We start from the raw sequence: 26,638 nt of genomic DNA on the forward strand, positions 1-26,638 counted from the left end.
GGTTTCGGATCGTGGCCGGCGGCTGCGAGAATCACCACGATGTTCTGGATCCTGATCGCCGCCACACTCGTGGTCGCCGCCGCCGACTGGGTTGCGGTCGGCACCGACAACCGTCGCGTGGAGTACGTGCTCAAGCCGGCCACGATGGCCGTGTTGATCGCCGCAACCCTCGTGATGGCAGAGCCGGACCCCGCGGCGGCCCGATGGTTGATCCTCGCCGGCCTCGTGTTCTCGCTCGCCGGAGACGTGTTCCTCATGCTCGAGGACCGTTTCATCCCCGGTCTTGCCTCGTTCCTCGTGGCCCACCTGTTCTACATCGGGGCGTTCGTGCTGATGGGAGTGGAACCCTTCCCGTTCATCATCGGCGCCGCGATCGCTGCGGTGATGGTGCGCGCCGTCGGCGTGAAGATCGTGGTGGGTTCCACCGAGGTGGACCGGCGATTCGGCATGCCGGTGGCTGCCTACGTCCTCGTGATCTCGCTCATGCTCACGTTCGCGTTCGGCACCGGCCGTCCGTGGGCGATGCTCGGAGCAGCCCTGTTCTGCTTCTCCGACGCCTGCATCGGCTGGTCGAGGTTCGTCAAGGAGTTCAGCGGCCAGCGGCTGGCGATCATGACCACGTACCACCTGGGCCAGGTGGGCATCGTGTTGAGCCTGTTGGGCACAGCATGACCCCCCGGGCCGGCCTCGCCCCGCAGATGTGCAAGGCGGCCGGCGAGTCGGTGCTGCGCGAGATGGTGGGCCTTCGGCGCAGCATCCATGTGCATCCCGAGTTGGGCCTCGACCTTCCGCGTACACAGGCGCTGGTGCTGGAGGCCATCGAGCCGCTCGGGCTGGACGTGAGCACCGGGTCCGGCCTCACATCGGTGGTGGCCGACCTCGACACCGGCCGGGAGGGTCCGACCGTGCTTCTGCGCGGGGACATGGATGCCCTGCCGATGCATGAGGACACGGGCCTCGAGTTCTCCTCGGAGGTCGAGGGCCGCATGCACGCGTGTGGCCATGATGCGCACACGTCGATGCTCGTCGGCGCCGCAACCGTGCTCACGGAGAACGCCGATTCGCTGCGTGGCCGTATCCGCTTCATGTTCCAGCCGGGCGAGGAAGGCGGTGGTGGAGCTGCTGTGATGGTGAACGAAGGTGTGCTCGACGGCGTCGACGCCGCGTTTGCGCTTCATGTCGCCCCCAACCTGCCGAGCGACCGGCTGGCCCTGCGCGCAGGGCCGATGTTGGCAGCGACCGATGACTTCACGATCCGGATCATCGGTCGCGGCGGCCACGCCTCGACGCCACAGTGGGCCACCGACCCGGTTCCCGTGGCCGCCGAGGTCGTGATGGCGCTGCAGACGATGATCACGAGGACGGTCGATGCCTTCAACCCGGCCGTGCTGACGGTCGGCAGCCTCCACGCCGGCACCACGGAGAACGTGATTCCGGAGACCGCCCTCATGGAGGGCACGTTGCGCACCGTCGACGAGGGTGTGCGGTCGGCCGTGCGGGGCAGGATCGCCTCGGTCGCCGAGGGGATCGCCGCGGCGCATGACTGCACCGCCGAGGTGCAGGTGCGCGAGGGCTACCCCGTCACGGTCAACGACGACGACATGGCCGGGTGGGTCAACGCGGTCGCCGGTGAACTCCTCGGGGAGCGCCGCGTGTTCGAGATGCCGGCGCCGGTCATGGGCGCAGAGGACTTCTCGTACGTGGCCGCGAAGGTGCCGGCGGTGATGGCGTTCCTGGGTGTGTGCCCACCCGAGAACCCGGATCCGCTGGCAGCGCCGTCTTGCCATTCCAACCGGATGGTCCTCAACGAGGACTCGATGGCCACCGGTGTCGCCCTGCACACGGCGGTGGCGTCCGAATTGGTCAACGCGCCACCCGGTTGGCTCGACACAACCGGAGTCGGCTGAGTTGGCCGACGCCCTGTCTCCCGATGACGACACTTCGGTGTCACGTGAGCAGTGGGCGCGGCGCTATCAACAGCAGGCACAAGCTTGTGCGGGGCTCGGGTCGCCCATGTACGGCCGCCTGCTGTCCCTGATCTCCTCGGAGATCGCTGCAGGTGCGCTCAGTTGGGAACTCGTTCGAGCACGGGGCGGGCTCCGCTTCGGTCAGGCAGGGCCGCTACGGCTGGTCGGCACCGCACACCGGATGGCGCTGGCGGGCAGCGTCCCTGACTGGGCGGCCCTGCTGCCCTCGTGTGGTGGGGTGGTGCCCGACGATGACCGCGAGCTGCTTGCAGCGTGGCGTGGTCTCGCCGAACGCCACGGTGAGGAACTGGTGGACGGACTCGATCGCGAGGTGCAGACCAACGAGGTGGCCCGTGGCGCGGGGCTGGCCCTTGCCCTTGCCGAAGCCAGGATGGACTCGGCGCAACTCGTGGAGCTCGGGTGCTCCGGCGGCCTCAACCTTCGCCTCGACCGCTTCGAGGTGGACCTGGGCGGCATGGTGCTGGGCGACGCGGGGTCTCGGGTGCACCTGCATCCCCGCATCACCGGCGACCTGGGTGGCCTGCGTCACGTGGGGCTCACGCTGCCGCGGGTCACGGCCCGAGTGGGTATCGATGTGAACCCTGTGGACCCCACCACCGGCGAAGGTCAGTTGACCCTTCTCGGATACGTGTGGCCCGACCAGACGCAAAGGCTCGAGCGGATGCGGGCCGCGATGGACCTGGCTGTGTCAGAGCCGGCCGAGCTGCTGGCGGCATCGGTGGACGGCCCGGGCGACACCGCCGAGCTGCTGGCTGGCGTGCTGGCCCGCGAGGGTGCGACCGTGGTTTCGCACTCCATCGTGTGGCAGTACGTACCGACCGATGTGCGCTGGCGCATAACCGAGGCGATCGAGGAAGCGGGTTCGCAGGCGACCGATGTCGCGCCGCTGGCATGGATCCGCTACGAGCCCGACGAATGGAACCGCAATCGTGCTGCGGTGTGGCTGCGCCGCTGGCCCGATGGCGGTGATCGACTCGTGGCCCACGTGGACTACCACGGCCGCTGGTTGTCTCCCGCCTGAGCCACCCAATCAAGTGTTTTGTTGGTGCTGGATCACGCAGGGCGTGATCCAGCACCAACAAAGGGTGCTGACCGCAGGCGTGCGGCCGCCCTCACCGTGGCATGCATGGCCTCGACGTGCTGCTCGACCTGGCGGCCTCCGCTCGGCAGCGGATTGTCGGCCAGGAAGCCCGTCGCCTCTGCGGCCAGGTCGGCGTCGGTGAACGTGCGGATGCCTTCGAGCATTCGCGGCAGCGAGCCGGTCGGGAACCGCGCAACGACTTCGTCCCAGTTGGAGGTGATCTCGTGCCAGGCGGTCCCTCCCAGCGTGACGTTGGTCAGCGCCCGGCGAAGCACGTAGGGCGCGTCCTGGGTGCGTGCGCGGGTGCGTACCAGTTCGAGTGCGCGTGAGAACTGGGCCGGGTCAGCGGTCAGCACGAGTGCCGCAAGGTGTCTCTGTTCGTCCTGGGGTGTGCCGGCCTCGCGCCATCGCCGTTCGATCTCGGAATGCTGGGCGTCGTCGCAATGGCGACCCACGGCGTCGAGTGCCCCGGCGGCAACTGCGGGGTCAATGGCCCCCGGTTCCACCGACCGGTCGAATGCGGACTCCGCCTGGCCCAGCGCCTGCTTGTCACCGGCGACCCCGCCCAACACCCCGAGGATGGCTCCGACAACCTCTGCCGGCCTGCCTTCGGCATCCGCCGGAGCGGCGAAACCCCTCAACGCGTTGCCGAGCGTGACTCGGACCCATTCCGTGGCAGCCTCGCCTTGCTCGCGACCGCCGAGCCTGACCAGGTCGGCGCCGACCGCGCTGATGCGTCGCCAGACGGCCGGGTCCGTTTCGCCGGCCCGGATGACCGCGAACACGGTGTCGAGTGCCTCATCGGCGCCGATGAGGCCGCTGCGCATGGCGAACCACGTGTCGTCGACCAGCACGAAGCGCTCCAGCGGTGTGCCGGGAGACTCCGCCAGCGCGCGGCGACCGGCTCCGTCAAGGAGTGTGCGGTAGAAGCCGGCCCCACCCGCGTTGGGCTGCACCTGCACAGCCGATGGGTCGACCGGAACCTCCCGGGGCTCGTCGAGCAGGATGCGCTGCGACTCCGACCCATGGTCGCCTCCCGATGTTCGCAGCACCATCGGAACCGGGAAGCGCAGCCCGGGATCGGAGGCGTCACCATGGGGATCGGCGAGGGCTCTGCGCTGGTCGAGCCGGATCGACGCACCATCACGCTCGACGGTGACCAGTGGGTGCCCGCCGTTGAAGATCCACGAATCCATCATCCATCGCACTGGCTCGCCCGAGGCTTCCTCCAGTGAGTCCCACAGGTCGGTGGTCTCGGTGTTTCCCCACGCATGCTTGCGCAGGTAGCTGCGGATGCCGTCGCGGAACCGTTCGGGTCCGAGGTACTGCTCCAGCATGCGCACCACAGAGCAGCCCTTCTCATAGGTGAGGATGTCGAACATGGCCTCCGAGTCGGCGGCGGTGACGACCTCGTACTCGATCGGTCGGGTGGAGCGGAGGGCGTCGGTGTCGAACGCCGCGGCTCGGGCGAGTCCGAACGAGGTCCACACATCCCATTCGGGGCGAAACGCGTCCGATGCCGTCACTTCCATGAAGGTCGCGAATGCCTCGTTGAGCCAGATCCCGTTCCACCACTTCATGGTCACGAGGTTGCCGAACCACATGTGGGCGAGCTCGTGGTTGATCACGTCCGCGACCCGTTGCAGCTCCTGGGGCGTGGCCCCTTCGGGGTCGACCAGCAACAGCACCTCGCGAAAGGTGATGGCCCCGAGGTTCTCCATGGCACCGAACGCGAAGTCGGGCACCGCTATCAAGTCGACCTTGTCGCCCGGGTACGGGAGGTCGTACCAGTCCTCGAAGAACCTGAGCGCCGCCTCGGCGACGTCGAGGGCGAAGTCGCACAGATGCCCCTGGCCCGGGGGATGCACGACCCGGAGCGCGATGGCCCCGTTGCGGCCCGCGACCATGCGCGGATCGGTCGCCTCGAGCGGCCCAACCACAACAGCGAGCAGGTATGTGGACATCACGACGGTGGGGGCAAAGGTGACACGCACCGTCGGCTGGCCGGTCGAGTCCACACCGGCGGACTCCCTCGAAGCCTCGGCTGCGTTGGATATGGCCGTCATGTTGTGCGGCACGACGAGGCTCACAGCGAACGTCGCCTTGAACTCCGGTTCGTCGAAGCAGGGCACGAACCTGCGGGCGTGGGTCGACTCACACTGCGACACAACGATCTGGTGGGTTTCGCCGCCGACCTCGAAGTTGGACGTGTACAGCCCCACCAGTTGGTCACAGAACCCGCCTTCGTAGGCCAGCTGAATGGTCGCTTCTCCGGCTGGGACTTCACGTTCGAGGCGAAGCGTGATCCACTCGCGCTCGCTGTCCGTCTCCACGGTGGCGGCTACTGCCTGTGCACCGCGCGGGGTCACCGACACGGTTGAGATCTGCAGTTCGAGGGCGTGCAGTGTGATCGAGTCGGTCGCTGTGCGCAGGTCCACGTCGATCGAGACCCCACCTGTGAAGCGACCCGCCTGCACGTCCGGAGCGAGCTCGATCGCGTAGTGCCTCGGTGCCGCGTCGGTGGGGAGCCTGCGGTCGTCGGTTGGTGGAGTCATCGCCACAACCTATGCGCCTCGGAAGCGGCCGGTCGCGGCCTGCAGCGTGGTGACTTCGGCCTCAAGTACGGTGCGTGACGTGTACGAATGCTTTGACCTCTCAATCGACGACGGTGTTGCCCATCTCCAGCTGAAGCGGCCCGACGAGTACAACACCATGGTTCCCTCGTTCTGGAGCGAGCTCCCGGCGATCGTCCGTGACCTCGACGCGGGGGCGAAGGCCCGCGCCATCGTGATCTCCTCGACCGGCAAGCACTTCTGTGCGGGCATGGACCTGTCGGTGTTCACCGGTGGCAGCGCTCTGGGATCGGGCGGAGGAGCCAGCGAGACCGGCCGCAAGAACGGCTTCCTGTGGATGATGGTGCAGCACCTGCAGGACTCCTTCACAGCGCTGGAGCAGGCGCGGATACCGGTTCTGGCTGCCATCCAGGGCGGCTGCATCGGTGGAGCGGTCGACATGGTCACCGCGGCCGACATGCGTTACTGCTCGGAGGACGCCTTCTTCTGTGTGCAGGAGATCAACATCGGCATGACCGCCGATGTCGGCACCCTCCAGCGCCTGCCGAAGTTGATCCCGGAGGGGATCGCACGCGAGCTCGCCTACACGGGTGACCGGATGCCGGCCGGCCGTGCGCTCGAGGTCGGCCTCGTCAACCAGGTGTTCGATGACCACGATTCGCTCGTGGAGGGGACCCTTGATGTGGCTGCGCGGATCGCGAAACACTCACCTCTGGCCATCTGGGGCACAAAGGAAGCGATCAACTACACCCGGGACCACTCGGTGGCCGACTCGCTGCGCCACATCGCCGGCTGGCAGTCGGGCATGTTCGTGGGCACCGACATGATGGAGGAGTTCGGGGCGAAGTCCGAGGGTCGTGACCCCGGATTCGAAGAGATCCCGACGCGCCCGGAGGTTCTCTGAGCAAGCGAATCCCCGTGCAGCGTCGGCGATTTGGTTCACGGAACCTGAGGGGTTCGGTCACGGTGGTCGTGCGCGACATCCCGCCGTTCGCGACTTTCTCCGAGGGCGAGTGGACCGGCTACTCCGTGCAGCTCTGGGGCGATGTGGCGCAGCGGCTCGACCTGAAGACACGGTGGGCGGGAGGGCGCCATGTGCTCCCTGCAGGAGAAGTGGTTCGACCTGGAAGAAGCCTGACCCAGGCAGCGCCCGGATTGTTTCTCTGAGCGAAACAGCGTTCCGGTAGGGTTTGCCACGTGAGCGACTACGTGCTGATCCTGCACATCCTGGTGTTCGCAGCCTGGCTCGGCACCGACCTGGCCACGTTCTACCTGTCACGCCAGGTGCTGGTGGAGGGCCCCGAACTACCCACCCGGGCTCACCTGGCAAAGGTGATGCTCGGAGTCGAGGTGATCGCCCGGCTCTGCCTGCCCACAACCCTGGTGCTGGGTCTCACGTTGTCGATCGACCTCGGGTACCTCGCCGTGGACCAATGGTGGATCCTTCCGATCTGGCTCCTGGGTGGCATGTGGGTGGCGATGGTCTGGGCCATCCACCGCGACGGCGGCACCGGGGGACCTGCGGTCACCCTCACCGGGCTCGACCTCTGGGTGCGCTCGGCGGTGTGCATCGCGGTGTTGGTGGCAGGTGTCGTGACCGTCGTGAACGGCGACCCCTTCAGCGTCCTCTGGCTGGGGATCAAGCTCCTTGCCTTCGGCACGATCATGGCGATCGGCATCCGGGTGCGCTTCCTGCTGCGCCCTTTCGGTGTCGCTTTCGGCGAGTTGATGCAGAACGGTTCCTCGCCCGAGCGCGAGCGGGCGGTGAAGGTGGCCCTGCGTCGGGCCTATCCGTACGTGATCACGATCTGGGTGATGCTCACCCTGGCGGTCGCGATGGCGGTCCTGCGGCCGACCTGAGTCAGCCGAGCGGTCGTCCGAGCGGACCCATCACCGACTCGAGGTCGGCCTGTGTGTCGAGCCGCCCCGCCGCGGCAACGATCTGCCCCCTGTCCTCGCGGTCGAGAAGGCCATCGGCGTTATCGGCGAACTTCGCGGCCAACTCGGCATCGGTGAGCGGGTTCTGAGGGCCACCGCGGTTGGCGAGCACTTCGGCGGTGAGGGTGCTTCCGTCGCGGGTCCGCACTGTCAGCACCGCCGGGAACTGGCTCGGGTAGATCTCGTCGCACCGCTCATCGGCGCCGACGGTGATCCGCGACATGAGCGCCCGTCGGGTGGGGTCGGTGGCCAGTGCATCGGTGAAGTCCGCGAGGCCGAGGCCGAGGCCGCTGCCACCGAGGAGCGCCGCTGCGACCGTGTACGGGCCGGAAAACTGAGCCTGGTAGCCGGTGTCGGGATTCTGCTTCACATCGAGGGGCTCGCCGATTGTGCGGGCGGTGGCGGTCGCGACGCCCAGATGGGCCGACTCCACGTCGCTGGCGAGCAGCCCGCCTTCGCGCAGCTGGATCGCGGCATCGATCCCGCAGTGGGTGTAGTGGTTTGCCGGGTAGGGCTTGTAGAAGATCCCCGCCACCGACCAGTCGGTGAGCGCCGGGTTGTCGTCGAGGCGGTCGGTGACCTCTTCGGGGCGGGCACGGTCGCCGAGGAATGCCTGCAGCAGCCCGAAGCGACCCTCGAACACGGTGGGTGGCCCGGACAGGCCCCGTGCGGTCAGCTCCGCAGCGGTCACCCCAGCGTGGGCGGCCCAGCCGCAGTGCAGCCTCTTGACCGTGCCGCCGGTGCGGTTGGCTTCGATGATGCCGGATGCCATGGATGCGGCGACGGCCATCGAGTCCGCGATTCCGCCCCCGTCGAGACCCATCAGCTTGGCGGCAGCGGCGGCCGAGCCGATCGTGCCGCAGATCGACGTGGCGTGCTGCCCTCGGTCGAACCAGATGTTCTCGCCCGTGGCCCGGTCGTAGCCGGCCATTCCGAGCCGCACCGCCACCTCGAGGCCGACTGCCACCGCGGGCACGACCTCGGCGCCGGCGCAGCCGTGGGCCTGGGCGGTGGCGAGCGCGGCGGGTACCACCGACGCTGACGGGTGCAGGATCGAAGGCAGGTGCGTGTCGTCGTAGTCGAGGCTGTGTGCCAGGACGCCGTTTACGAATGCCGCCTGCGCGGCCGGGAGCCTGCGCCCGGCACCGATGGCGGTGGCCTGCGGGCTGCCCGCCTGCTCCAGTGCATAGCCGGTGGCGGCCTCGCTGGTGGGCAGCGTGGTGGCACGGATCGCGATGCCGAGCACGTCGAGCACCCGCTGCGGCACCGACGCGGCCTGTGCGGCCGGCAGGTTCTCGATCGTGGTGGCTTCGGCGACGTTGGCCAGTCGTTCCAGCAAGGTCGCTGCTCCCGAGACCTCGACGTCCATGGTGCTCATGAGTGTGCCCCCGCAATCGCCAGGGGCCTCACGGGGGCACCGGTTGCTCCGACCAGGTTGAGGTGGCTCAGCACGAAGAGGAACTCGTGCACGCCGGCTGTTGCCACGGCTTCCAGGTCGAGGGTCTCGATGATCGGCACACCGGTCTCGACCAGCAGCACACGATGTGCCGGGAGGCTGGCGTGGCCGGCTCCCGCCGGCAGCATCTCGAACGCGATCGTGTCGGCTCCGACGGCCGTCAACTGGTGCCCGGCCAGCCATTCTGCGCCCGCTTCGGAGACCCCGGGTACACCGGAGTCCTTGCCGAGGTACGGGTCACCCTCGGCGAAGCGCATCCCCCAGCCGGAGCGGATCAGCACGGTGTCGCCCGGGCGGATGTCGGTGCCCTGCCCATCGAGGGTGGCCTTGAGGTCGTCGACTGTTATCTCGTAGCCGCCCGGGAGGTGGCCGGCGGGCTCGCAGGCGTCGGCCCCGAGCGCCCGCGGCACGTCGAGCAGCACGCCGCGGCCGGCGATCGGTTCGACGGTGTGGATGCCGGACTCCATGAACTTGCCGCCGCGCTGGGCGTCGTCAGCATCGATGCCGCCGTGCAGCCTTCCGTCCTGGCTCACATGCGCCAGCGCGTCTATGTGGGTGCCCACATGGCAGCCCAACATGATGATGTCGGCAGCGGCGGAGCCGCCGCAGTCGCGGATGCGGTCGCCGTGGCGCCGGTCGAGGGCGTGGCGGTAGGCGGGGTGGTTGGGCGACTGCGGCATGCCGACCGAGTAGGGCCGTCCCAGGTCGAACACGGTGAGCCCTTCGGCGATTGCCGAAAGGAGTGCTTGGGAGCCGGCTTCGCCGCTCGACACCGCGGGGCTGTTGTCCTCAGGCACAGATACCACGCTCGCGCAGCTCCTCTATCTCCCCGGGCTGCATGCCGAGGTCCTTGCCGAGCACCTCGTCGGTGTCGGCGCCGATCTCCGAGCGGCCCGTGTGGCGTATCGAGCCAGGGGTCTCGGACATCCTGAACAGTGGGCCGCCCATCTTCACCGGGCCCAGGTGCGGGTCCTGCACCGTGGTGACCATCCCGGTGGCCCGTACGTGCGGGTCTTCGACCAGGTCGGCGGCGGTGTACACGGGGGCGACCGCCGCGTCCGCCTTCTCGAAAGCCTCGGTCACCTCCGCCTCCGTGCGGGCGCCGATCCACTCAGCCACATAGGTGTCGAGTTCGTCCACATGTTCAGCTCGCCCCGAGGCGCTGGCGAACCAGTCCTCGTCGATCACCTCTGGATGGCCCACGAGCGTCATCACCCGCTCGGCGATCGGCGTGGCCGACGTGGAGATGGCGAGCCAGCGTCCATCGGAGGTGAGGTAGCTGTTTCGCGGCGCGTTGGATGTGGACCGGTTGCCGTTTCGCTGCTGGAGCTGGCCGAGTTGGTCCCACACGGTCGGGCCGGGGCCGACCGCGCACATGATCGGCTCGAGCAGCGATACGTCGATCATCTGGCCTTCTCCGCTGCCGCCCGGTCGGTCGCGGTGCCAAAGCGCCATCATCGTGGCCGACGAAGCGGTGATCCCGGCGATCGAGTCCGCGAGGCCCATCGAGGGCAGGGTCGGCGGACCGTCGGGCTGGCCGGTGATGGCCGCGAAACCCGACATCGCCTCGGCGAGCGTGCCGAAGCCCGCCCGTGCGCTGTAGGGCCCCTCCTGGCCGAAGCCGGTGACCCGCACCAGCACGAGGCGCGGGTTGAGGTCGTGCAGGGTGTCCCAGCCGACGCCCCAGCGTTCGAGGGTGCCGGGCCGGAAGTTCTCGATGACGACGTCTGCCTCGGCGGCCAGGTTGCGGAAGACCTCGGCCCCATCGGGGTCGCCGAGATAGAGCCCGATGCAACGCTTGTTGCGTGACACCGACTTCCACCAGAGTCCATGGCCGTCCCTGGAGGGGCCGTGGGTGCGGAACGAATCCCCGCGCTCGGGATGCTCGACCTTGATGACATCTGCGCCGTAGTCGCCGAGGATCTGTGCGGTGAGCGGGCCGGCGAGCACCGTGGAGAGGTCGATGACCTTGAGCCCCGCCAGGGGACCAGGCTGGGTACCGGCGTCGATGTCGTTGCTCATTCGGCCCCCATTCTCCTCGCATTGTCGCAATGGACCGAAACACGTTCAGCAGTCGCCCCACTGGAGCTGCCATCCGCTGAAGTCCTTCGGGACCCGTTCCCGGACCCACCTCTGACGAGGTGTCTGGTTGTCGTTCCGCAGGGCGGAACAGCATTCCATTTTGGCCTCGAAACGGACCGGCGTCAATGCGGGTCCAGTACGGCGTTGCGGTTCACGGAACAGGAACGCCGTTCCGCTAGCTTGGGATCCCGTACTTGCAGTGCGGGTCGGTCCCGGGTGCACAAGCCTCGCACCGGACCGGGTTCCACGCTCATGGCGGGCCTTCCTCCGCCCGCCACCACAGGAGTCAGAATGCCAGCAGATTCCACGGGAAATCGGACTGCCGAACGCAACGTCGCTGCGATCGAGAGGGCTGCCGACGTCCTGTTCCTCTTCGCCCGCAGCGAAGCGCGCACACTGGGAGTGACCGAGATCGCATCGACGCTCGGGATCTCCAAGGCGGTGGTGCACAGGATCCTGTCATCGCTTCGAGACCGCGACCTGGTCACCCTCGACGAGGAGACCCGGCGGTATTCGCTCGGCCCTGCGGTGCTGGTGCTCGCCGATGCGTACCGCGACGGCCTCGATCACCGCGCCACGGCGGTGGCCGCCATGCGTCGACTCTCGGAGACGACCGGCGAGACGGCCACGATGAGTGTCCTCAGCGGTGGGCAGCGGGTGTACGTGGACCAGGTCACCCCGCCGGTCGAGGTCAAGATGACGATCCAGGTGGGAGGCTCCTACCCGTTGCACGCAGGGTCGTCCTCCAAGGCGTTCCTGGCCTTCATGCCGCCCTCGGAGCGTCGCCGCGTGCTCGACGCCGAGTTGCCGGCGGTGACCGACTCCACAATCACCTCCGCGCAGGCACTGGAAGCCGACCTGGAGGCGATCCGCAAGCGCGGCTACGCCGTGTCGCTGGGCGAGCGCGAGGCCGGCGCCGGCTCAGTTGCAGCCCCGGTGTTCGACCACACCGGCGAGCCCGTCATGGTGCTGTCGGTATGTGGCCCGATCGAGCGTTTCCGGGACCGGGTCGACGAGCTGGCGAAGCAGCTGGTGGCCGTTACGTCCGACCTCTCGCGGCAGTTCGGGCACCAACCGGTATGACAGCCCGCGGTTCCTCCGCCATGGGGTCCGTCCGTGGTTGGGTCATTGGGCCGACCGGCCCTTTGTCGGCGTTTTGTGAAGAAGCGTCGCCGCCGGGCCGAAACGAGAATATGGATACTCGGCACTGGTGCACAGCAGAGCAGGCGGCCCACCGCCTGGGCCTGCCTGTCGGCACGGTGAAGAGACTGGTCGGTGCGGGCGTGCTGTCCTCTGGTCGGGTCGGGCGGCTGCGGGCCCTCGACATCGACGACGTCGAGCGGTACGCCAACCGTCGCCGCGGCGTCGGCATCCGCTGAGTCCTCCCGCCGCAGTACTCCCGGGTCCCGCACTGCCACTACCGTCAATGCGCAATGGCGGACCAACTGGCCGGTGACACCCTGGGTGTTGCAAACCCTGCGGTGATGACCCCGGCCCAGGTGGCCGAGGCGCTCGACGCGGACCTCGTCGACGGCCTGTCACCGAGCGAGGTGGCGCGCCGCATCGAGGTCAAGGGACCCAACAAGCTCGACGAGCCGGAGCCGCCCTCGGCGCTGCACCGCTTCCTCGCGCAGTTCCGCAACGTGCTGGTCTACGTGCTCTTCGGCGCCGCGGCGGTTTCGGCGGCTGTAGGCGACCTGAAGGACCCGATAGTGATCCTCGTGGTGTTGTTGATCAACGCCGTGTTCGGGTTCGTGCAGGAGTACCGCGCGGATGCCGCGATGGCCGCGCTGGCTTCGATGCTCGAATTGGTCGTGCGGTTGCGCCGCGGCGGGGAACTGTTGGAGGTGCCGGCGTCGGAGATCGTGCCCGGTGATGTCGTGTTGCTCGAGGCAGGCGACCGGATCCCCGCCGACGGGCGATTCGTGTCGGCCAACAACCTGGGCGTGGAGGAGGCCGCGCTCACGGGGGAGTCGGTGCCTGCGGACAAGCACACGGCGACGCTGGACGAGCAGCAGGCGGCTGCGATCGGAGATCGCGACAACTGCGGGTTCATGAACTCGACAGTGGTGCGTGGCCGCGGCGAGCTCGTGGTCACCGCCACCGGCATGGACACGGAGGTTGGTCGCCTGGCCGGCATGCTGGCCGAGGCACCCGAGCAGCAGACACCGCTTCAGCGGCAACTCGACGTGCTCGGCAAGCGGCTGGCGGTCATCGCCATCGTGGCGGTGCTCGTGGTGTTCGGCGTGGCAATCGCGCAGGGCGAGACGGTGGCCGATGCGCTGATCGAGTCGGTCGCCCTTGCTGTGGCGGCCATACCCGAGGGCCTGCCTGCCGTGGTGACCGTCACGTTGGCGCTCGGTGTGTCACAGATGGCATCGCACAACGCGATCGTGAAACGCCTGGCGTCCGTGGAGACCCTGGGGTCGACCACTGCCATCTGCTCTGACAAGACAGGCACCCTCACGCTCAACCAGATGACCGCGACGCGCCTCGTGCGTGGTGGTCACATGTTCGAGGTCACTGGCCTCGGCTATTCCCCCGACGGTGTGATCGCTGACGCCGGCGGTGTACCCGACTCCAAGGTCGCCGATCAGGGTCTGCTCGAAGCACTCGAGATGGCCGTGTTGTGCAACGACGCAGTGGTCCGCCCCGCAGAGGACGGAGCCGAAGGCGTGTTCGAAGTGGTCGGTGACCCCACCGAGGCCGCCCTGGTGGTGCTGGCTCAGAAGGCAGGTGTGGATCCAGCGGAGCTGCGCCGGCAGCGCCCGCGCGTCGGCGAGGTGCCCTTCGACTCCGCAACCAAGTACATGGCCACGTTGCACGACTCCTCCGGGCCCGGCTCGTCGGTGTTGGTGGTCAAGGGAGCGCCCGATGTGGTGCTGGCGCGGGCGGATCGGGTGGCCACGCCGCTGGGGGAGGAGCCGCTCGACGGCGCATGGCGCGAACGGCTCGAAGCGGCGAACAGCGAGCTCGGCTCCACCGGCCTTCGCGTGCTCGCCGTGGCGCGTCGATTGCTGCCGGTGCGTGCCGCAGAGTTCGAAGCGAACCTCGAAGCAGAGGTGCATGACCTGTGCATCGAGGCGCTCGTGGGAATCCTTGATCCGGCGCGGCCCGAAGCAGTCGAAGCGGTCGAGAAGTGCAACCACGCAGGCATCGCCGTGCGCATGATCACCGGGGACCACGCCGCGACGGCAGCCGCGATCGCAGCCGAGCTCGGCATCTCGGGTGAGGTGATCACGGGCGCCGAGATCGATGCCATGGACGACGAGGAGCTCGCCGCGGTGATCGAGCAGGTGGGCGTGTGCGCTCGGGTGTCACCGGAGCACAAGGTCCGGGTCGTCACGGCGCTGCAGGCCAATGGAGAGGTTGCGGCCATGACCGGTGACGGCGTCAACGACGCTCCGGCACTGAAGCGGGCCGACATCGGAGTGGCCATGGGCATCACGGGCACCGAGGTCACCAAGGAAGCGGGCGACATGGTGCTCGCCGATGACAACTTCGCCACGATCGTGGCGGCGGTCAGGCGCGGCCGCGCCATCTACGAGAACATCCTGAGCTTCGTGCGCTTCCAGCTCACGACCAACATCGCCGCCATAGGCACGATTCTGTTCGGCCGGCTGCTCGGCATGCCCACGCCGTTCACTGCCATCCAGGTGCTCTACATCAACATCATCGCCGACGGTCCCCCAGCGGTGAGTTTGGGTGTGGATCCTCCACGCGAGGGGTTGATGGACCGGCCACCGCGGCCGCCGGGAGCCACGATCCTGAGTGGCGAGCGGCTTGCGCGGATCATTGCCGGTGCGGTGGTGATGACGATCATCACGCTCGGCCTGCTGAACGTGGCCGACGGCGAAGTGGGTACCGATGTGGCGTTGACGATGACGTTCACGACATTCGTCCTGTTGCAGATGGGAAACGCACTCGCGGTGCGGATGCCGAAGGGCTCTGTGTTCTCGCGCCACAGCCTCACCAACCGTTTCCTGTGGGTCTCGCTGGCAACTGTGGTCGGAGTGCAGGTGCTCGTGGTGGAGGTGCCCTGGCTCCAGGGGATCTTCGACACGGTCGGACTCACCTGGGCGCAATGGGGGATCTGTGTCGCAGCGGCAGCGTTGTACCTGGTTCTCGACGAGGTGCGCAGCCTCACGGAGCGGTTGCTGGCCCGCCGTCACTGAGCCCCCGTCGGGGTCGGGCACCGGGCGCCGAATGCGGACGGCCGGGCCCGCCGGGGCAATACAGTGCGGCGATGCGCGCAGCGATCCTCAACGAACCCAACACCCCGCTCGAGCTGGCCGACGACGTGCAGCTCGACTCGCCCGGAGTCGGGCAGGTCAGAGTGAAGGTCGTCGCCTGCGGGATCTGCCATTCCGACCTGTCGCTGATCAATGGCACGTTTCCGGTGTTCGGCCCCACGATTCCGGGCCACGAGGCCGCCGGTGTGGTCAGCGAAGTGGGCCCCGGTGTCGAGTCGGTGGCCGTCGGTGACCATGTGGTGTGCAGCCCCAACCCCGCTTGTGGGCGGTGTCGCGGGTGCCGCCGCGGCCGGCCGGGTGCCTGTGAGCGCACCGGCGCCCTGATGACGTCCACGTTCGCGGACGGCACCACCAAGCTCTCGCGTGGGGGCGAGGTGGTTTACCGCGGCGTCGGGCTCGCCGCCTGGGCCGAAGAGGTGATCGTCGACGAGGAGGGCGCGATCCGCATCGCCCCCGAGCTTCCGCTGGACGTGGCATGCGTCATCGGTTGTGCCGTACAGACCGGAGTGGGTGCCGCCATCAACACGGCTGACATCGAACCGGGAGACGCGGTGCTGGTGGTCGGAGCGGGCGGGATCGGAGTGTCGATCGCGGCGGGAGCCTCGATCGCAGGAGCGTCGCATGTGATCGTGTCGGACCCCTCGGAGTCCCGACGCGAGCAGGCGATGGCCTTCGGTGCCACCGAGGTGATCGACCCCACCGACGCGGACGTAGTGGCGCGGGTCAATGAGTTGGTCCCTGGCGGGGTGGACGCCGCTTTCGACGCGGTGGGCTCCTCGGCCCTGCTGCAGAACTGCCTCGATGCGACGTGCGCGGGAGGCGAGACCGTCATGGTCGGTGCCGCTCCCGTCGACGACAACATGGTGGTCAACCCGGTCACGATGATGTTCAGCGAGAAGGGCCTGAAAGGCTCGCTGCTCGGGTCATCCAACTCGATTCGTGACATCCCCCGACTGGTGGACCTGTGGCAGGCGGGGCGGCTGCCGCTCGACGACATGGTCACTGCCCGCCGGCCGCTGGCAGAGATCAACGACGCCGTGGCGGATGCTGCGGCAGGCAAGGGCCTGCGCACGGTGCTCATGATGGACTGACCTCCTGACGCATTCGGCACCCGTCATGGGCCAGGCTCCACTCGAGATGTCAGCCTGAGAGGGTGCTCGGCCGGTGGGCCGTGCTCGACCGCTACGCCGCTACAGTTCGCGCCCGATGATCGACTCGAAGATGATCACGTTCCTGTCGCTGCTCGCGCTGCTGTGCGTGGCGTTCCTGGCGTGCGTGCTCGTGCTGTCGGTCGTGTCGCTATTCAACCGTGGACTGCCCGAATCGGTGCGTCCCCTTCGCGAAGGCATGGCGCAGGCCGCGCTGCCGATGGCGTTTGCCGTGGCAACGATGACCACCGCCGGGAGTCTGTGGCTCTCCGAGGTCGAGAAGCTGCCGCCCTGCTACCTGTGCTGGTGGCAGCGCGGGTTCATGTATCCCCAGGTGCTGATCCTGGGCCTCGCCCTTCTCTGGCCGGCCGGGCGACGGGTCCTGATGCGGTGGATATCACTGCCGATGGTGATCGTGGGTGCCGGCATCTCCACGTACCACTACCTGGTGGAGCGATTCCCCGACAGCATCGAGACGGCTTGTTCGACCTCCACCCCTTGCTCGACCGTGTGGATCTGGAAGTACCACTTCCTGTCGATCCCCGGAATGGCGTGGGTGGCGTTCCTGACCATCGCGGCGCTGATCCTGCTGTACCGGCCGAAGGCAACCTCGGGTGAGCGTGTCGATAACATCGAAGAACCGATCGAAGCGGAGCTGACGAAATGACCACCACACGCAAGGGCTCGAGCCCGTACGAGACGCCGGCAGGCGCGTCATCAGGCGGCGACAACAAGATGGCCTGGATCATCGGTGGCGCGGTTGCCGTCGTGGTCGTCATCATCGGCCTGATCGTCATCTTGTCCGGCAACGGCGACAGCGGTGGTGACGCGGTGGCAGGCACAGGCGCCGCGGCGGCCAAGAACGCCAAGCAGGAGACCGCACCGGTACAGATCAGCGGAGAAGACCTCCCCGTACTCTCCGAGTCGGGTCTCGTCCCCGCAGGTTCGGATCCGGCTGTGGGCATGCCCGCTCCCAAGGTGGTCGGCCAGAGCTTCGACGAGTCCGTGGTCACCATCGACCCGGGCGACGGCACGCCGAAGATGCTCGTGTTCCTCGCATCGTGGTGTGGGCACTGCCAGGCCGAGGTCCCGGCCCTCCAGGACTGGATCGACTCCGGAGACGTCCCCGAGAACCTCGAGATCATCGGTGTGAGCACGATCGTCGACCAGAGCCGACCCAACTACCCGCCATCCAACTGGCTGGCGACCGAAGGTTGGACGCCGCAGGTGTTGCTCGACGACGACGCCAACAGCGTCGGTGCGACCTACGGGCTTTCCGGCACGCCGTACTTCGTGATGATCGATGCCGATGGCAAGGTCTGGCAGCGCGGCTCGGGCGAGATCCCGGTGGCGAACTTCCAGACCCTCGTCGACGAGCTCGCCACCGGACAGTCCCAGTCCAGCGGCGGCAGCGGTGAAGGCGGCGAGGAGGAGACGCCCGTCAGCCTCCCGGGCACCGAAGCCGAGGGCTGAGCGCCTTCGGCCCGCCCGGCCGAGGTCTCGGGGATCAGGGCACGAGGCAGAGCTTGCCGGTGACCTTGCGGTCCAGCAGGTCGCGCATGGCGGTTCCAGCCTGATCGAGCGGAATCGTGTCCGGCTCGACCGGCTTCAGGGTGTCGTTGCCGATGGCTTCGAGGACCTCCGCCATCATCTCGGCGTTGTCCGCCGGGTTGGCCATCGCCCACAGACCCCAGTCGACTCCGATCACCGACCGGTTGCGCAACAGGACCTGGTTGGCCGGAAGGCTGGGGATGTCGCCCGAGGCGAAGCCGATGATGATGAGGCGCCCGAACTCGCCAAGTGCCCGCAGGGCAGCCTCGGCATGGGGGCCGCCGACGGGATCGACCGCGATGTCGGCCCCGCCGCCGGTGATCTCGCGCACGCGGTCCTTCACATCCTCCTCGGAGTAGTCGATCACCTCATGCGCGCCACGCCGGATGCACAGCTCCAGCTTCTCGCGGGTCGATGCGACCGCGATCGTGTTGAGCTCGAGTGCCCGCCCGACATCCAGCATCGCAAGCCCGACACCGCCCGCAGCACCGAGCACCACCATCCACTCGCCCGCTCTCGCGATGGTTCGCCGCCTGAGGCTGAACCAGGCCGTCGCATAGGACTGCCCGAGGGTGGCTGCCTGCTCGAAACTCACGGAATCAGGCACCGCGAGTAGCTGTTCGGGCCGCAGGTTGGCTTCGTCGACGAAGCCACCAAGTCCGACACTGGCCATGACGCGCTGGCCGGGTTCCCAGCCGTCGACGTCCGCGCCGACTTCGGTGACCTCACCCGCCAGCTCCGAGCCCGGAGTGAAGGGCACCGGGGGCACCATCTGGTAGCGGCCCTGCACGAACAGGCCGTCTACGTAGTTGACCCCCGCCGCAGCTACCCGCACGCGCACCCGGTCACCGGCCAGGGGAGGGGATTCACGCTCCTCGACCTCGACCGTCTCCGGTTCTCCGAGTTCCCGACATACCACTGCTCGCATGCAGGCGACCCTACCCGTCGCTCGGTACCGCGGTCCGCGAACCGTTGCGGCGCGCGCCGGCTCTGTTCGGATCCGCGTGCCGCGGCGGGTGGGTGCCGTGAGTTGGCCGGGCGGCCAAGTCCACTCTACGGTCGGGCGAGGTCGCCAAATGCCCGACGACACGCCCAGGAGGCACCGTGCGCAGCCCCAAGGACTTCTTCGCCCCGCTCGCAGCAGGAGCACCCGAGCCGCTCCGCGAAATCCCTGTCCGCCCGTCGCGGATGATCCACTTCTTCCCACCCCACCTCGACAAGGTGACCGCCAAGCTGCCTGACATGGCAGGAAAGGTCGACATCCTGCTGGGCAACCTCGAGGACGCCATCCCGATGGAGTCCAAGCAGGAGGCCCGCGACGGCCTGGTGCGGGTAGGCAGGGAGATGGACCTGGGCGACACCCAGCTGTGGACCCGCGTCAACAGCCTTGATTCGCCATGGGTGCTCGATGACCTGACCACTCTGGTCACCGAGATCGGCGACCGCCTCGACGTGATCATGGTCCCCAAGGTAGAGGGCCCCGAGGACATCCACTACGTGGACCGCCTGCTCGCGCAGCTCGAGGCCAAGGCCGGCCTCACGAAGCCACTGATGGTGCACGCCATCCTCGAGACCGCGCGGGGCGTGGCCAACGTGGAGGAGATATGCCTCGCGTCGCCGCGCATGCAGGGCCTCAGCCTCGGCCCGGCCGACCTCGCTGCGGACCGTCGCATGAAGACCACCCGCGTGGGTGGCGGTCATCCGGGCTACCTGGTCCGCGACGACCCGCCCGATGGCGACGACGGCCCGGCCTACGGCGCCGATCGCAACTCCTACCAGCAGGATCTCTGGCACTACACGATCGCCCGCATGGTCGACGCCTGCGCAATGGCGGGGATCCTGCCGTTCTACGGGCCGTTCGGCGACATCAAGGACACGGTCGCCTGCGAGGACCAGTTCCGCAACGCGTACCTGCTGGGCTGTGTCGGCGCTTGGTCGCTGCACCCCGTGCAGATCGACATCGCCAAGCGCGTGTTCAGCCCCGACGCCGGCGATGTTGCCCACGCCCAGCAGGTCATCGAGGCCATGGGCGACGGCACCGGTGCCATCATGCTCAACGGCAAGATGGAGGACGACGCCTCCGTGAAGCAGTGCAAGGTGGTGGTCAACCTCGCGAAGGAGCTGGCCGCCAACGACCCCGAACTCGCCTCCCTCTACGGCTTCTGAGGAGTGAAGATGAGTGACAGCAACGACTATCGTCCGCGGCGCACGGCGCTCTACATGCCGGGCGCCAACGACAAGGCACTCGAGAAGGCCAAGGGCCTGGCTTGCGATGCGATCATCTTCGACACCGAGGACTCCGTCGCCCCGGACATGAAGGCGGAGGCCCGCGCCAAGGTGGCGGCTGCAGTCTCGTCGGGTGAGTACGGCAACCGTGAGCTCACGATCCGTGTCAACAGTCTCGAGACCGAGTGGGCGGAGGACGACCTCCGCTCGGCTGCCGAGGCCGGCCCGGCCGGCATCGTGGTGCCGAAGGTCAACTCGGCCGCCGATGTGGCGACCGTGGAGCGCATCATCGAATCCGCCGGCGTGGCCGACCACACCCGCCTGTGGGCGATGCTCGAGACGCCCGCCGCGATCGAGAACGCGGTCGAGGTCGCCACCAGTTCCGAGCGCCTGGAAGTGCTGGTCATGGGCACCAACGACATGGCCAAGGAGTTGCGGGCGGCACTCGTGCCGGGCCGCGGCCCCCTGCTCTGGGGCCTTGCCCGCTGCGTCAACGCAGCCCGTTACGCCGACAAGGTCATCCTCGACGGCGTCTACAACGACGTGCGCAACCCAGACGGGTTTGCCGCGGAGTGCGAGCAGGGGGCGGAGATGGGCTTCGACGGCAAGACGATCATCCACCCCTCACAGGTCGAGCCCTGCAACGAGGCGTTTGCTCCCGGTGAGGACGAAGTGGAGTACTCGCGGCGCGTCATAGAGGCCTTCGAGGCCGGCGTTGCCGAGGGCAAGGGTGTCGTGACCGTCGACGGCAAGATGATCGAGAACCTGCACGTCGACAACGCGCGCCGCGCCATCGCGGTCGCCGACGCCATCGCCGCCCTCGGCTGATCGCTCGTCGAAGGCCACTCCTGCGTCGGTGAGTCGCTCGGACCTGTGTGCCTGCAGGCCGTACTGCCGGCGCGCCGTCACAGGTTTCTGAGAATCGCGAAGAGCACGAACAGCACGGCGGCGGCCACGAAGAAGTGCCGCGCCATGATCGACATGGGCTGATCCGTCGGACCGAAGGACCGGCGGATCATCGCGGCCAGGCCCACCACGTACACCGTGGCGAACGGATGCTCCGCGATGGTGGTGCCCAGGTCCCCCCGCAGCAGCGCCACGGTTGCATGCGTCATGCCGCAGAACGGGCAGAGCAGGCCGGTGGCGGACCGGAAGGGGCACTCGCCGCCGGCGTCGTACAGGTGCGAGGCGACTCCCGGCACCCATGCCACGACCGCGGTGGCACCGGCGGCGGATGCGAGCAATCCCCGCGTGATCCATCGCGTGGGGTCCGGGGCCGGGCCGGCCGGGAGCGACGGAGGAGCAGGCCGCCCGGCGGCCTGCTCGCTCAGAACCACTCCTTGGCCTGCCTCACGTAGATCTCCTGGAACTCCGCATCCGACTTGCCCAGGATGATCACGCCTTCGACGATCCCGATGACTCCGGTTCCGGCCAGCAGCAGCCACGGGAAGAGCAGGAAGAAGCCACAACAGAACGAGACCAGGGTCACCAGCAGCAGAATCACTCCGGCATTCGTGCGGCCGAGGTAGAACTTGTGCACGCCGAGGGATCCCAGCAGGATCGCCAGGATGCCCGCCGTGGTCCGGTCCTTCTGTGCACTTCCGGCGGCAGCCGGGCCGATCAGGGACGATCCGCAATTGAGGCACACCGCCTGTCCCGGTGTCGTCCGTGTGGCGCATACCGAGCAGTAGTTGTCGGCCGCATTGCGGGCGAATCCGCACGACGTGCAGATCGCCGCCTGGGGTTGCATCGGCTGGGCACAGTTGGAGCAGAAGCCGCCCGAGAGGTTCGGCGCCGCTGTGGGCGGGGCCTGCTCGGGCGGATACCACTTGCCGTCGCTTGCCTGCCACCAGCTCGGATCTCGTTGATAGTCGCTCATGCGTGCGTGCTCCTCCCCGATCCACCCTAGGGGCCGATCGGAGCGCGGGAGCGCTCCCCGGTGAGCTTCAGCGAATGTGGTCGGGGATCAGCGACCGGCGACGAGCTGGCGGGCTATCACCTTCAGGCACAGCGTCTCGTCCGCGCCCTCGAAGATCGACAGCACGCGGGCGTCGACGAATAGGCGGCTGACCGTGTACTCCTCGGCGTAGCCCATGCCGCCGTGGATCTGCATCGCTTCGCGGGTGACCCACTCGGCGGCCTTGCACACGTAGGCCTTGATCATCGAGGCCTCGAGGGTGCCCTCTCCCTTGGCCATCATCTTGGCCACCTCGTAGGAGAACTGGCGCGAACCCTGGATGGTGGCCGCCATGCGGCCGAGCTTTGCCCGCGTCAGCTGGTAGTCGCCGATCGGCTGACCGAAGACCTTGCGCTCCTCGGCGTATGTGCGGGCCTCCTCCAGGGCCGACTGCATCACGCCGACGGCCCTTGCCGCCGTCTGGAGGCGTCCGTTCTCGAAACCCGCCATCTGGTAGTAGAAGCCCTTGCCCTTGCCTCCCTCGAGGCCGATCAGGTTCTCCTCGGGCACGAACCAGTTGTCGAACGCCACCTCATAGGAGTGCATGCCGCGGTAGCCGAGGGTGTCGATCGGTCGGCCTTCCATCTTGCCCCCACCGTGGTCATTGTCCTGGGTGATCTGGAAGCCGTGTCCGTCACCGCGCTCCTTGGGCACGATGAACATCGACAGCCCCTTGTGGCCAATGCTGCGGTCGGGGTCGGTGCGGGCCAGGAGCATGAGCACGTCGGCCCGGGCGCCGAACGTGCACCAGGTCTTCACGCCGTTGACCAGGTAGCCGCCTTCGGTGGGGGTCGCGGCGACCGTTACGCCGGCCACGTCGGATCCGTAGTCGGGTTCGGTGACCGCCACGGCGTTCATGACCTCGGCGGTGGCGAGGCGGGGGAGCCATTCCTTCTTCTGCTCCTCGGTGCCGCCCGCCTCCAGGGCCCGGGCGAGGATCTCGGGGCGGGTGATCAGCGATCCGCCGGCGCCCAGGCTCCCGCGGCTCAGCTCCTCGGTGGCAACGACCATGGCGATGTAGTCGGACTCGCCGCCGGAGGCGAAGCCGCCGTACTCCTCACCGATCGACAGGCCGAAGGCACCCATCTCAGCGAGGCCGGTGATGATGTCCTCGGGGATGTCGTCGTTCTCGCGGTGGATGTGCTCCGCGATCGGCATCAGCTTCTCCTCGGCGAAGCGCCGGAAGGTGTCCTGCACCATCTCGAAGTCGTCATCGAGGCCACGGCTGCCGTCGATGTCGGCCAGCGAGGCCAAGTATGCCGGGTCGCGGTATGTGGCGGTGAAGGCGCGGGCGTCGTCGAGGGCCCCCGGCTGCACGCCCCATTCGTCCTCGCGGCCGTAGAGCTTGGAAGCCAGGTCTGCGATCACATCGGCCGCGAACGCGCAGGTGACAGCGGCTTCCTGCTCTCCCTTCGAGCCGTACTCGAGCAGGCCGCGTGCCGCCATCACGGCGGCCGCAGCGTGCGCCGTGTCGTAGGCCAGGACCTGGTTGTCGTCGATACCGGACTCGGCGAGCTGATCGATGGCCGAGTCGACGACTGCCTGTGCCGTCTCCAGGGCACCACGGGCAGCGTCGAGGTCTGCGGGAGTGACAGGGGAGGTGCTCATGGGCACCGAGATTACTGGGCGGTAACCGGGTTCTCCCAAGCGCCGGCAAGCCTCACGGCCAGCGTCGAGGCCGGCATCGCCGCCCCCCAGTGGAAGCCCTGCGCGCTGTCGCAACCCATCGTGCGCAGACTGTGCTCGGTGAGAGCGTCCTCCACGCCTTCGGCGACCACGTGCAGTCCGAGGTTGTGGCCCAGGTCGATCACCGAACGCACGATCGTGTCGTCGCGGTGCAGGTCGGCCACGAAGCTGCGGTCGATCTTGATCTCGTCGATCGGGAGCTCACGCAGGTACGCCAGCGACGAGTAGCCCGTGCCGAAGTCGTCCACGCTGAACTTCACTCCGTGGCGGCGCACCTCGTGCAACAGCGGCAGGCAGCGACTCGGATCGTCCATCAACTCCGTCTCGGTGATCTCGAAGCAGAGGCGCTCCGGTGCGATCACGGTGTTGGCCAGCAAGTCCTCGACCCAGTCCGCCAGCTGCGGGTCATAGAGGCTTCTGGCGGACAGGTTGATGCTCAGCGTCAGCTCGTGCTTGCCCAGCAGGCTCTCCATCTCGTCGGCAGCCTGTTCGCCGACACACTGTGTGAGCTCGCGTATGTTGCCCGACATCTCGGCCAGCTCGATGAACTCCTCCGGTGGAAGGAGCCCGTGGCGGGGGTGGCGCCAGCGTACGAGCGCCTCCAGACCCACCGTGCGGTGGCTGCGCAGGTCGACCCGGGGCTGGTAGTGCACCTCCATGGCATCCGAGCGGATCGCCTCGCGCAGGTCACCCATGAGTTCGAGGCGCCTCACGGTGCTGAGTTCCTGGCCGGGCGAGTACAGCGTTGCGCCACCACCCGTGGCCTTGGCGCGGTACATCGCCGAGTCGGCCCGACGCAGCAGCGTCTCGCCATCGGAGCCATGGGTGGGTGCGACCGCAACGCCGACAGATGCTCCGACCTGGAAGCGGAACTCGCCGACCTCGAAGTGGGTTTCACAGGTGTCGAGGATGCGGCCCGCAACCTCGAGGGCGTGGTCCTCGCCGTAGCAGTCGGTCAACAACACGGCGAACTCGTCACCTCCGAGGCGTGCCACGAGGTCGCAGTTGCGGAGCCTGCGGCCGAGCCGGCGGGCGAACTCGGTGAGCACCCGGTCGCCGTACTCGTGGCCGAGCGCGTCGTTGATCTCCTTGAACTCGTCCAGGTCGACGACCAGGAGCGCGATCGGCGGGCAGTCCTTGCCGCCGAGCAGCTCGGCCAGCCGTTCGTTGAAGTGAGCCCGGTTGGGCAGGCCGGTGAGGGCATCGTGGTGTGCCTGATGACGGAAGGACTCGGCCAGGCGAGCGCGCTTGGTGACGTCCTCGAAAGACACACCCACGTGGTTGTCGGGCAGCGGCACAGCCCTGATCGCGAACACGTCGTCGGTGTCGCCGAGGCTCACGAACGGGCTCTCGTAGGCCTCCGCGGCCCGAGCCACCGAGGCCAGGCGGTCCACCCACTCCTCGCTGATCGGTATGACCGACTGCAACGGCGAGGCAGATGTGATCTTGCCGAACGTTGCCTCGCCGGCCGGGTTCATCGACACGATCTGCAGCGACGACGGGTCTTCTGTGTCGGCCAGATGCAACACGGTGAGGGCCACCGGGATGCCCCGGATGAACTCGGCATGGCCTCGCATGACCGACTCGCGGGCCCAGCGTTCGGACTCGTCGAACAAGAGCCCGCGGGCGCCCGCAACGGTGCCGTCGGAGTTGAGTGACACTGTTACGCGCTCGTGGATGTTCCGGTAGCTGCCCGTGTCGTCGAGGATCCGCACATGGGTCTCGGTGCTGCGGCCGTCGTCGTTGCGACGGCGAGCGTCGCTCAGGGCGTCTCGGTCATCGGGGTGGACCCTGGCCAGCTGGAAGCCGGGTCGTCCGAACTCGATGCTCGAGGTGCCGAGGGCTTCTGCCACGTTTCCGGACACGAAGGTCTTCGTGCCGTCGCCGTCCTGTTCCCACACGACCGCATCGAGACCGTTGACCAGGGCGTCGTAGCGACGTCGTGTGCGCGCAGCGCTCGAAGCGATGCTGTGCAGCACGATGATCGTGACGGTGGCGCAGATCGAGTAGGTGACCACACTCACGACCCACAACGCCGGCTGGTAGTAGAGCCCCGCTGCAAGCATTGCGACGCCGCAGGTGGCGGCGAGCACGGTGGATGTGCGGGGTCCGTACCAGAACACGTTGAGCGCTGTGATGCTGGCGTAAACGATTCCTGCGATGGGCAGCGCCTCTGGTGCCGCCCACAGGACCACCAGCGTGAGCGAGATGTCGGCGATCGGAATGGCGACGCTCGGCATGCCGGTTCGGGCGAGTCTCTCCAGTGCATGCAGATTGGCCAACACCTCACTGGCCGCCACGATCACGCCCAGCACCACCCGCCAGGGGCCGAACATGGGGATGACCGCGATGATGATTCCCATCGTGACCGCGGTGACCATACGGACTGCGATGACGGCTGTGAACGCTCCCGGCTCCGGCAGCCGGCCTCCGACGCTGCGCTGTGCCTCCAACCCCGCAATGTCCTGCATCGTTCTCCCGTCTGGCGGCCCGTTGGGCCGGGTGCGACACCCAACGTCGCTGGCCGAGTCAGTGCCACCATCGGGTGGTCACGGAATGTGCAGACTACGGCACAATCCGTGGGAGCGGTAGGGGGAAATGGTTCTGATCGCGCGCAAGTCTCGCGCGACCTCACTCTCTATCGCGCTGTGCGTTGTATTTGTGCACGCAAAGCGCGAGGCGGCAGCGGTTGGTCGCCG

General features: G+C 67.9%; 22 protein-coding genes. 13 read left to right on the forward strand and 9 right to left on the reverse strand.

Annotation, left to right across the window (positions count from 1 at the left end):
- The first annotated feature begins 39 nt into the window (after positions 1-39).
- Genes GY812_15950 through GY812_15960 form a run of 3 tightly spaced genes read left to right on the forward strand, consistent with a single transcriptional unit; the run spans position 40 to position 3,009 of the window.
- Positions 40-672 carry a lysoplasmalogenase gene (locus tag GY812_15950; GenBank protein MCP4436974.1) on the forward strand — a complete coding sequence of 211 codons (633 nt, stop codon included), beginning with the start codon at positions 40-42 and terminating at the stop codon, positions 670-672.
- A 26-nt stretch (positions 673-698) separates the two neighbouring features.
- A complete protein-coding gene (locus GY812_15955) occupies positions 699-1,907 on the forward strand; it encodes an amidohydrolase (GenBank protein ID MCP4436975.1) in 1,209 nt (402 codons plus the stop codon).
- A gap of 1 nt (position 1,908) precedes the next feature.
- On the forward strand, positions 1,909-3,009 hold the full coding sequence (locus GY812_15960; GenBank protein MCP4436976.1) for a DUF2332 domain-containing protein: 1,101 nt from the start codon (positions 1,909-1,911) through the stop codon (positions 3,007-3,009).
- Positions 3,010-3,041: 32 nt separating this feature from the next.
- Here the strand turns inward: GY812_15960 and GY812_15965 are convergent, their stop codons facing one another.
- Positions 3,042-5,624 carry a M1 family metallopeptidase gene (locus GY812_15965; protein MCP4436977.1) on the reverse strand — a complete coding sequence of 861 codons (2,583 nt, stop codon included), beginning with the start codon at positions 5,622-5,624 and terminating at the stop codon, positions 3,042-3,044.
- A 49-nt stretch (positions 5,625-5,673) separates the two neighbouring features.
- Between GY812_15965 and GY812_15970 the strand changes: the two genes are divergently transcribed.
- Together GY812_15970 and GY812_15975 are read left to right on the forward strand one after the other, a co-directional pair.
- On the forward strand, positions 5,674-6,546 hold the full coding sequence (locus tag GY812_15970; GenBank protein ID MCP4436978.1) for a crotonase/enoyl-CoA hydratase family protein: 873 nt from the start codon (positions 5,674-5,676) through the stop codon (positions 6,544-6,546).
- A 293-nt stretch (positions 6,547-6,839) separates the two neighbouring features.
- The gene (locus GY812_15975; protein ID MCP4436979.1) at positions 6,840-7,502 is read left to right on the forward strand and encodes a hypothetical protein; all 663 of its coding nucleotides are present in this window, start codon (positions 6,840-6,842) and stop codon (positions 7,500-7,502) included.
- A 1-nt stretch (position 7,503) separates the two neighbouring features.
- On the opposite strand, the gene GY812_15980 is transcribed toward GY812_15975, so the two are convergent.
- Genes GY812_15980 through GY812_15990 form a run of 3 tightly spaced genes read right to left on the reverse strand, consistent with a single transcriptional unit; the run spans position 7,504 to position 11,058 of the window.
- The gene (locus tag GY812_15980) at positions 7,504-8,949 is read right to left on the reverse strand and encodes an MmgE/PrpD family protein (protein ID MCP4436980.1); all 1,446 of its coding nucleotides are present in this window, start codon (positions 8,947-8,949) and stop codon (positions 7,504-7,506) included.
- 5 nt (positions 8,950-8,954) lie between these two features.
- Positions 8,955-9,833 (reverse strand): cyclase family protein, encoded by an 879-nt coding sequence (locus GY812_15985; protein MCP4436981.1) that lies wholly within the window; start codon positions 9,831-9,833, stop codon positions 8,955-8,957.
- The gene (locus tag GY812_15990; GenBank protein ID MCP4436982.1) at positions 9,826-11,058 is read right to left on the reverse strand and encodes a CoA transferase; all 1,233 of its coding nucleotides are present in this window, start codon (positions 11,056-11,058) and stop codon (positions 9,826-9,828) included. Before GY812_15990 ends, GY812_15985 begins: the two co-directional genes overlap by 8 nt.
- A 351-nt stretch (positions 11,059-11,409) precedes the next feature.
- On the opposite strand from GY812_15990, the gene GY812_15995 reads away from it, so the two are divergent.
- The 6 genes from GY812_15995 (at position 11,410) to GY812_16020 (ending at position 17,992) form a co-directional block, all read left to right on the forward strand.
- Positions 11,410-12,201 carry an IclR family transcriptional regulator gene (locus tag GY812_15995; GenBank protein MCP4436983.1) on the forward strand — a complete coding sequence of 264 codons (792 nt, stop codon included), beginning with the start codon at positions 11,410-11,412 and terminating at the stop codon, positions 12,199-12,201.
- Positions 12,202-12,311: 110 nt separating this feature from the next.
- The gene (locus tag GY812_16000; protein MCP4436984.1) at positions 12,312-12,497 is read left to right on the forward strand and encodes a helix-turn-helix domain-containing protein; all 186 of its coding nucleotides are present in this window, start codon (positions 12,312-12,314) and stop codon (positions 12,495-12,497) included.
- A gap of 105 nt (positions 12,498-12,602) precedes the next feature.
- On the forward strand, positions 12,603-15,293 hold the full coding sequence (locus GY812_16005; protein ID MCP4436985.1) for an HAD-IC family P-type ATPase: 2,691 nt from the start codon (positions 12,603-12,605) through the stop codon (positions 15,291-15,293).
- A gap of 71 nt (positions 15,294-15,364) precedes the next feature.
- Positions 15,365-16,462, forward strand: coding sequence for an alcohol dehydrogenase catalytic domain-containing protein (locus GY812_16010; protein ID MCP4436986.1), 1,098 nt, complete (start codon positions 15,365-15,367; stop codon positions 16,460-16,462).
- A 115-nt stretch (positions 16,463-16,577) separates the two neighbouring features.
- Complete coding sequence (locus tag GY812_16015; GenBank protein ID MCP4436987.1) at positions 16,578-17,186, forward strand: disulfide bond formation protein B; 609 nt, start codon at positions 16,578-16,580, stop codon at positions 17,184-17,186.
- Positions 17,183-17,992, forward strand: coding sequence for a redoxin family protein (locus GY812_16020; GenBank protein ID MCP4436988.1), 810 nt, complete (start codon positions 17,183-17,185; stop codon positions 17,990-17,992). Before GY812_16015 ends, GY812_16020 begins: the two co-directional genes overlap by 4 nt.
- Before the next feature lie 34 nt (positions 17,993-18,026).
- Here the strand turns inward: GY812_16020 and GY812_16025 are convergent, their stop codons facing one another.
- A complete protein-coding gene (locus tag GY812_16025) occupies positions 18,027-18,998 on the reverse strand; it encodes an NADPH:quinone oxidoreductase family protein (protein ID MCP4436989.1) in 972 nt (323 codons plus the stop codon).
- A 176-nt stretch (positions 18,999-19,174) separates the two neighbouring features.
- Here GY812_16025 and GY812_16030 point away from each other — a divergent pair, with 176 nt between their 5' ends.
- Together GY812_16030 and GY812_16035 are read left to right on the forward strand one after the other, a co-directional pair.
- A complete protein-coding gene (locus GY812_16030) occupies positions 19,175-20,236 on the forward strand; it encodes a CoA ester lyase (GenBank protein MCP4436990.1) in 1,062 nt (353 codons plus the stop codon).
- A gap of 9 nt (positions 20,237-20,245) precedes the next feature.
- On the forward strand, positions 20,246-21,124 hold the full coding sequence (locus GY812_16035; protein MCP4436991.1) for a CoA ester lyase: 879 nt from the start codon (positions 20,246-20,248) through the stop codon (positions 21,122-21,124).
- A gap of 77 nt (positions 21,125-21,201) precedes the next feature.
- Here GY812_16035 and GY812_16040 read toward each other — a convergent pair whose 3' ends face one another.
- From GY812_16040 to GY812_16055, 4 genes are all read right to left on the reverse strand, one after another.
- Positions 21,202-21,540: a DUF2752 domain-containing protein gene (locus tag GY812_16040; protein ID MCP4436992.1), complete on the reverse strand. Its 339-nt coding sequence runs from the start codon at positions 21,538-21,540 to the stop codon at positions 21,202-21,204.
- Positions 21,541-21,623: 83 nt separating this feature from the next.
- Positions 21,624-22,175 carry a TM2 domain-containing protein gene (locus GY812_16045; protein ID MCP4436993.1) on the reverse strand — a complete coding sequence of 184 codons (552 nt, stop codon included), beginning with the start codon at positions 22,173-22,175 and terminating at the stop codon, positions 21,624-21,626.
- An 87-nt stretch (positions 22,176-22,262) separates the two neighbouring features.
- Positions 22,263-23,861, reverse strand: a complete 1,599-nt coding sequence (locus GY812_16050) for an acyl-CoA/acyl-ACP dehydrogenase (protein ID MCP4436994.1) — start codon at positions 23,859-23,861, stop codon at positions 22,263-22,265.
- 11 nt (positions 23,862-23,872) lie between these two features.
- Positions 23,873-26,410: an EAL domain-containing protein gene (locus tag GY812_16055; GenBank protein ID MCP4436995.1), complete on the reverse strand. Its 2,538-nt coding sequence runs from the start codon at positions 26,408-26,410 to the stop codon at positions 23,873-23,875.
- Positions 26,411-26,638 lie beyond the last annotated feature (228 nt).

The sequence above is a fragment of the Actinomycetes bacterium genome (assembly GCA_024222295.1).
GTDB lineage: Bacteria > Actinomycetota > Acidimicrobiia > Acidimicrobiales > Microtrichaceae > JAAEPF01.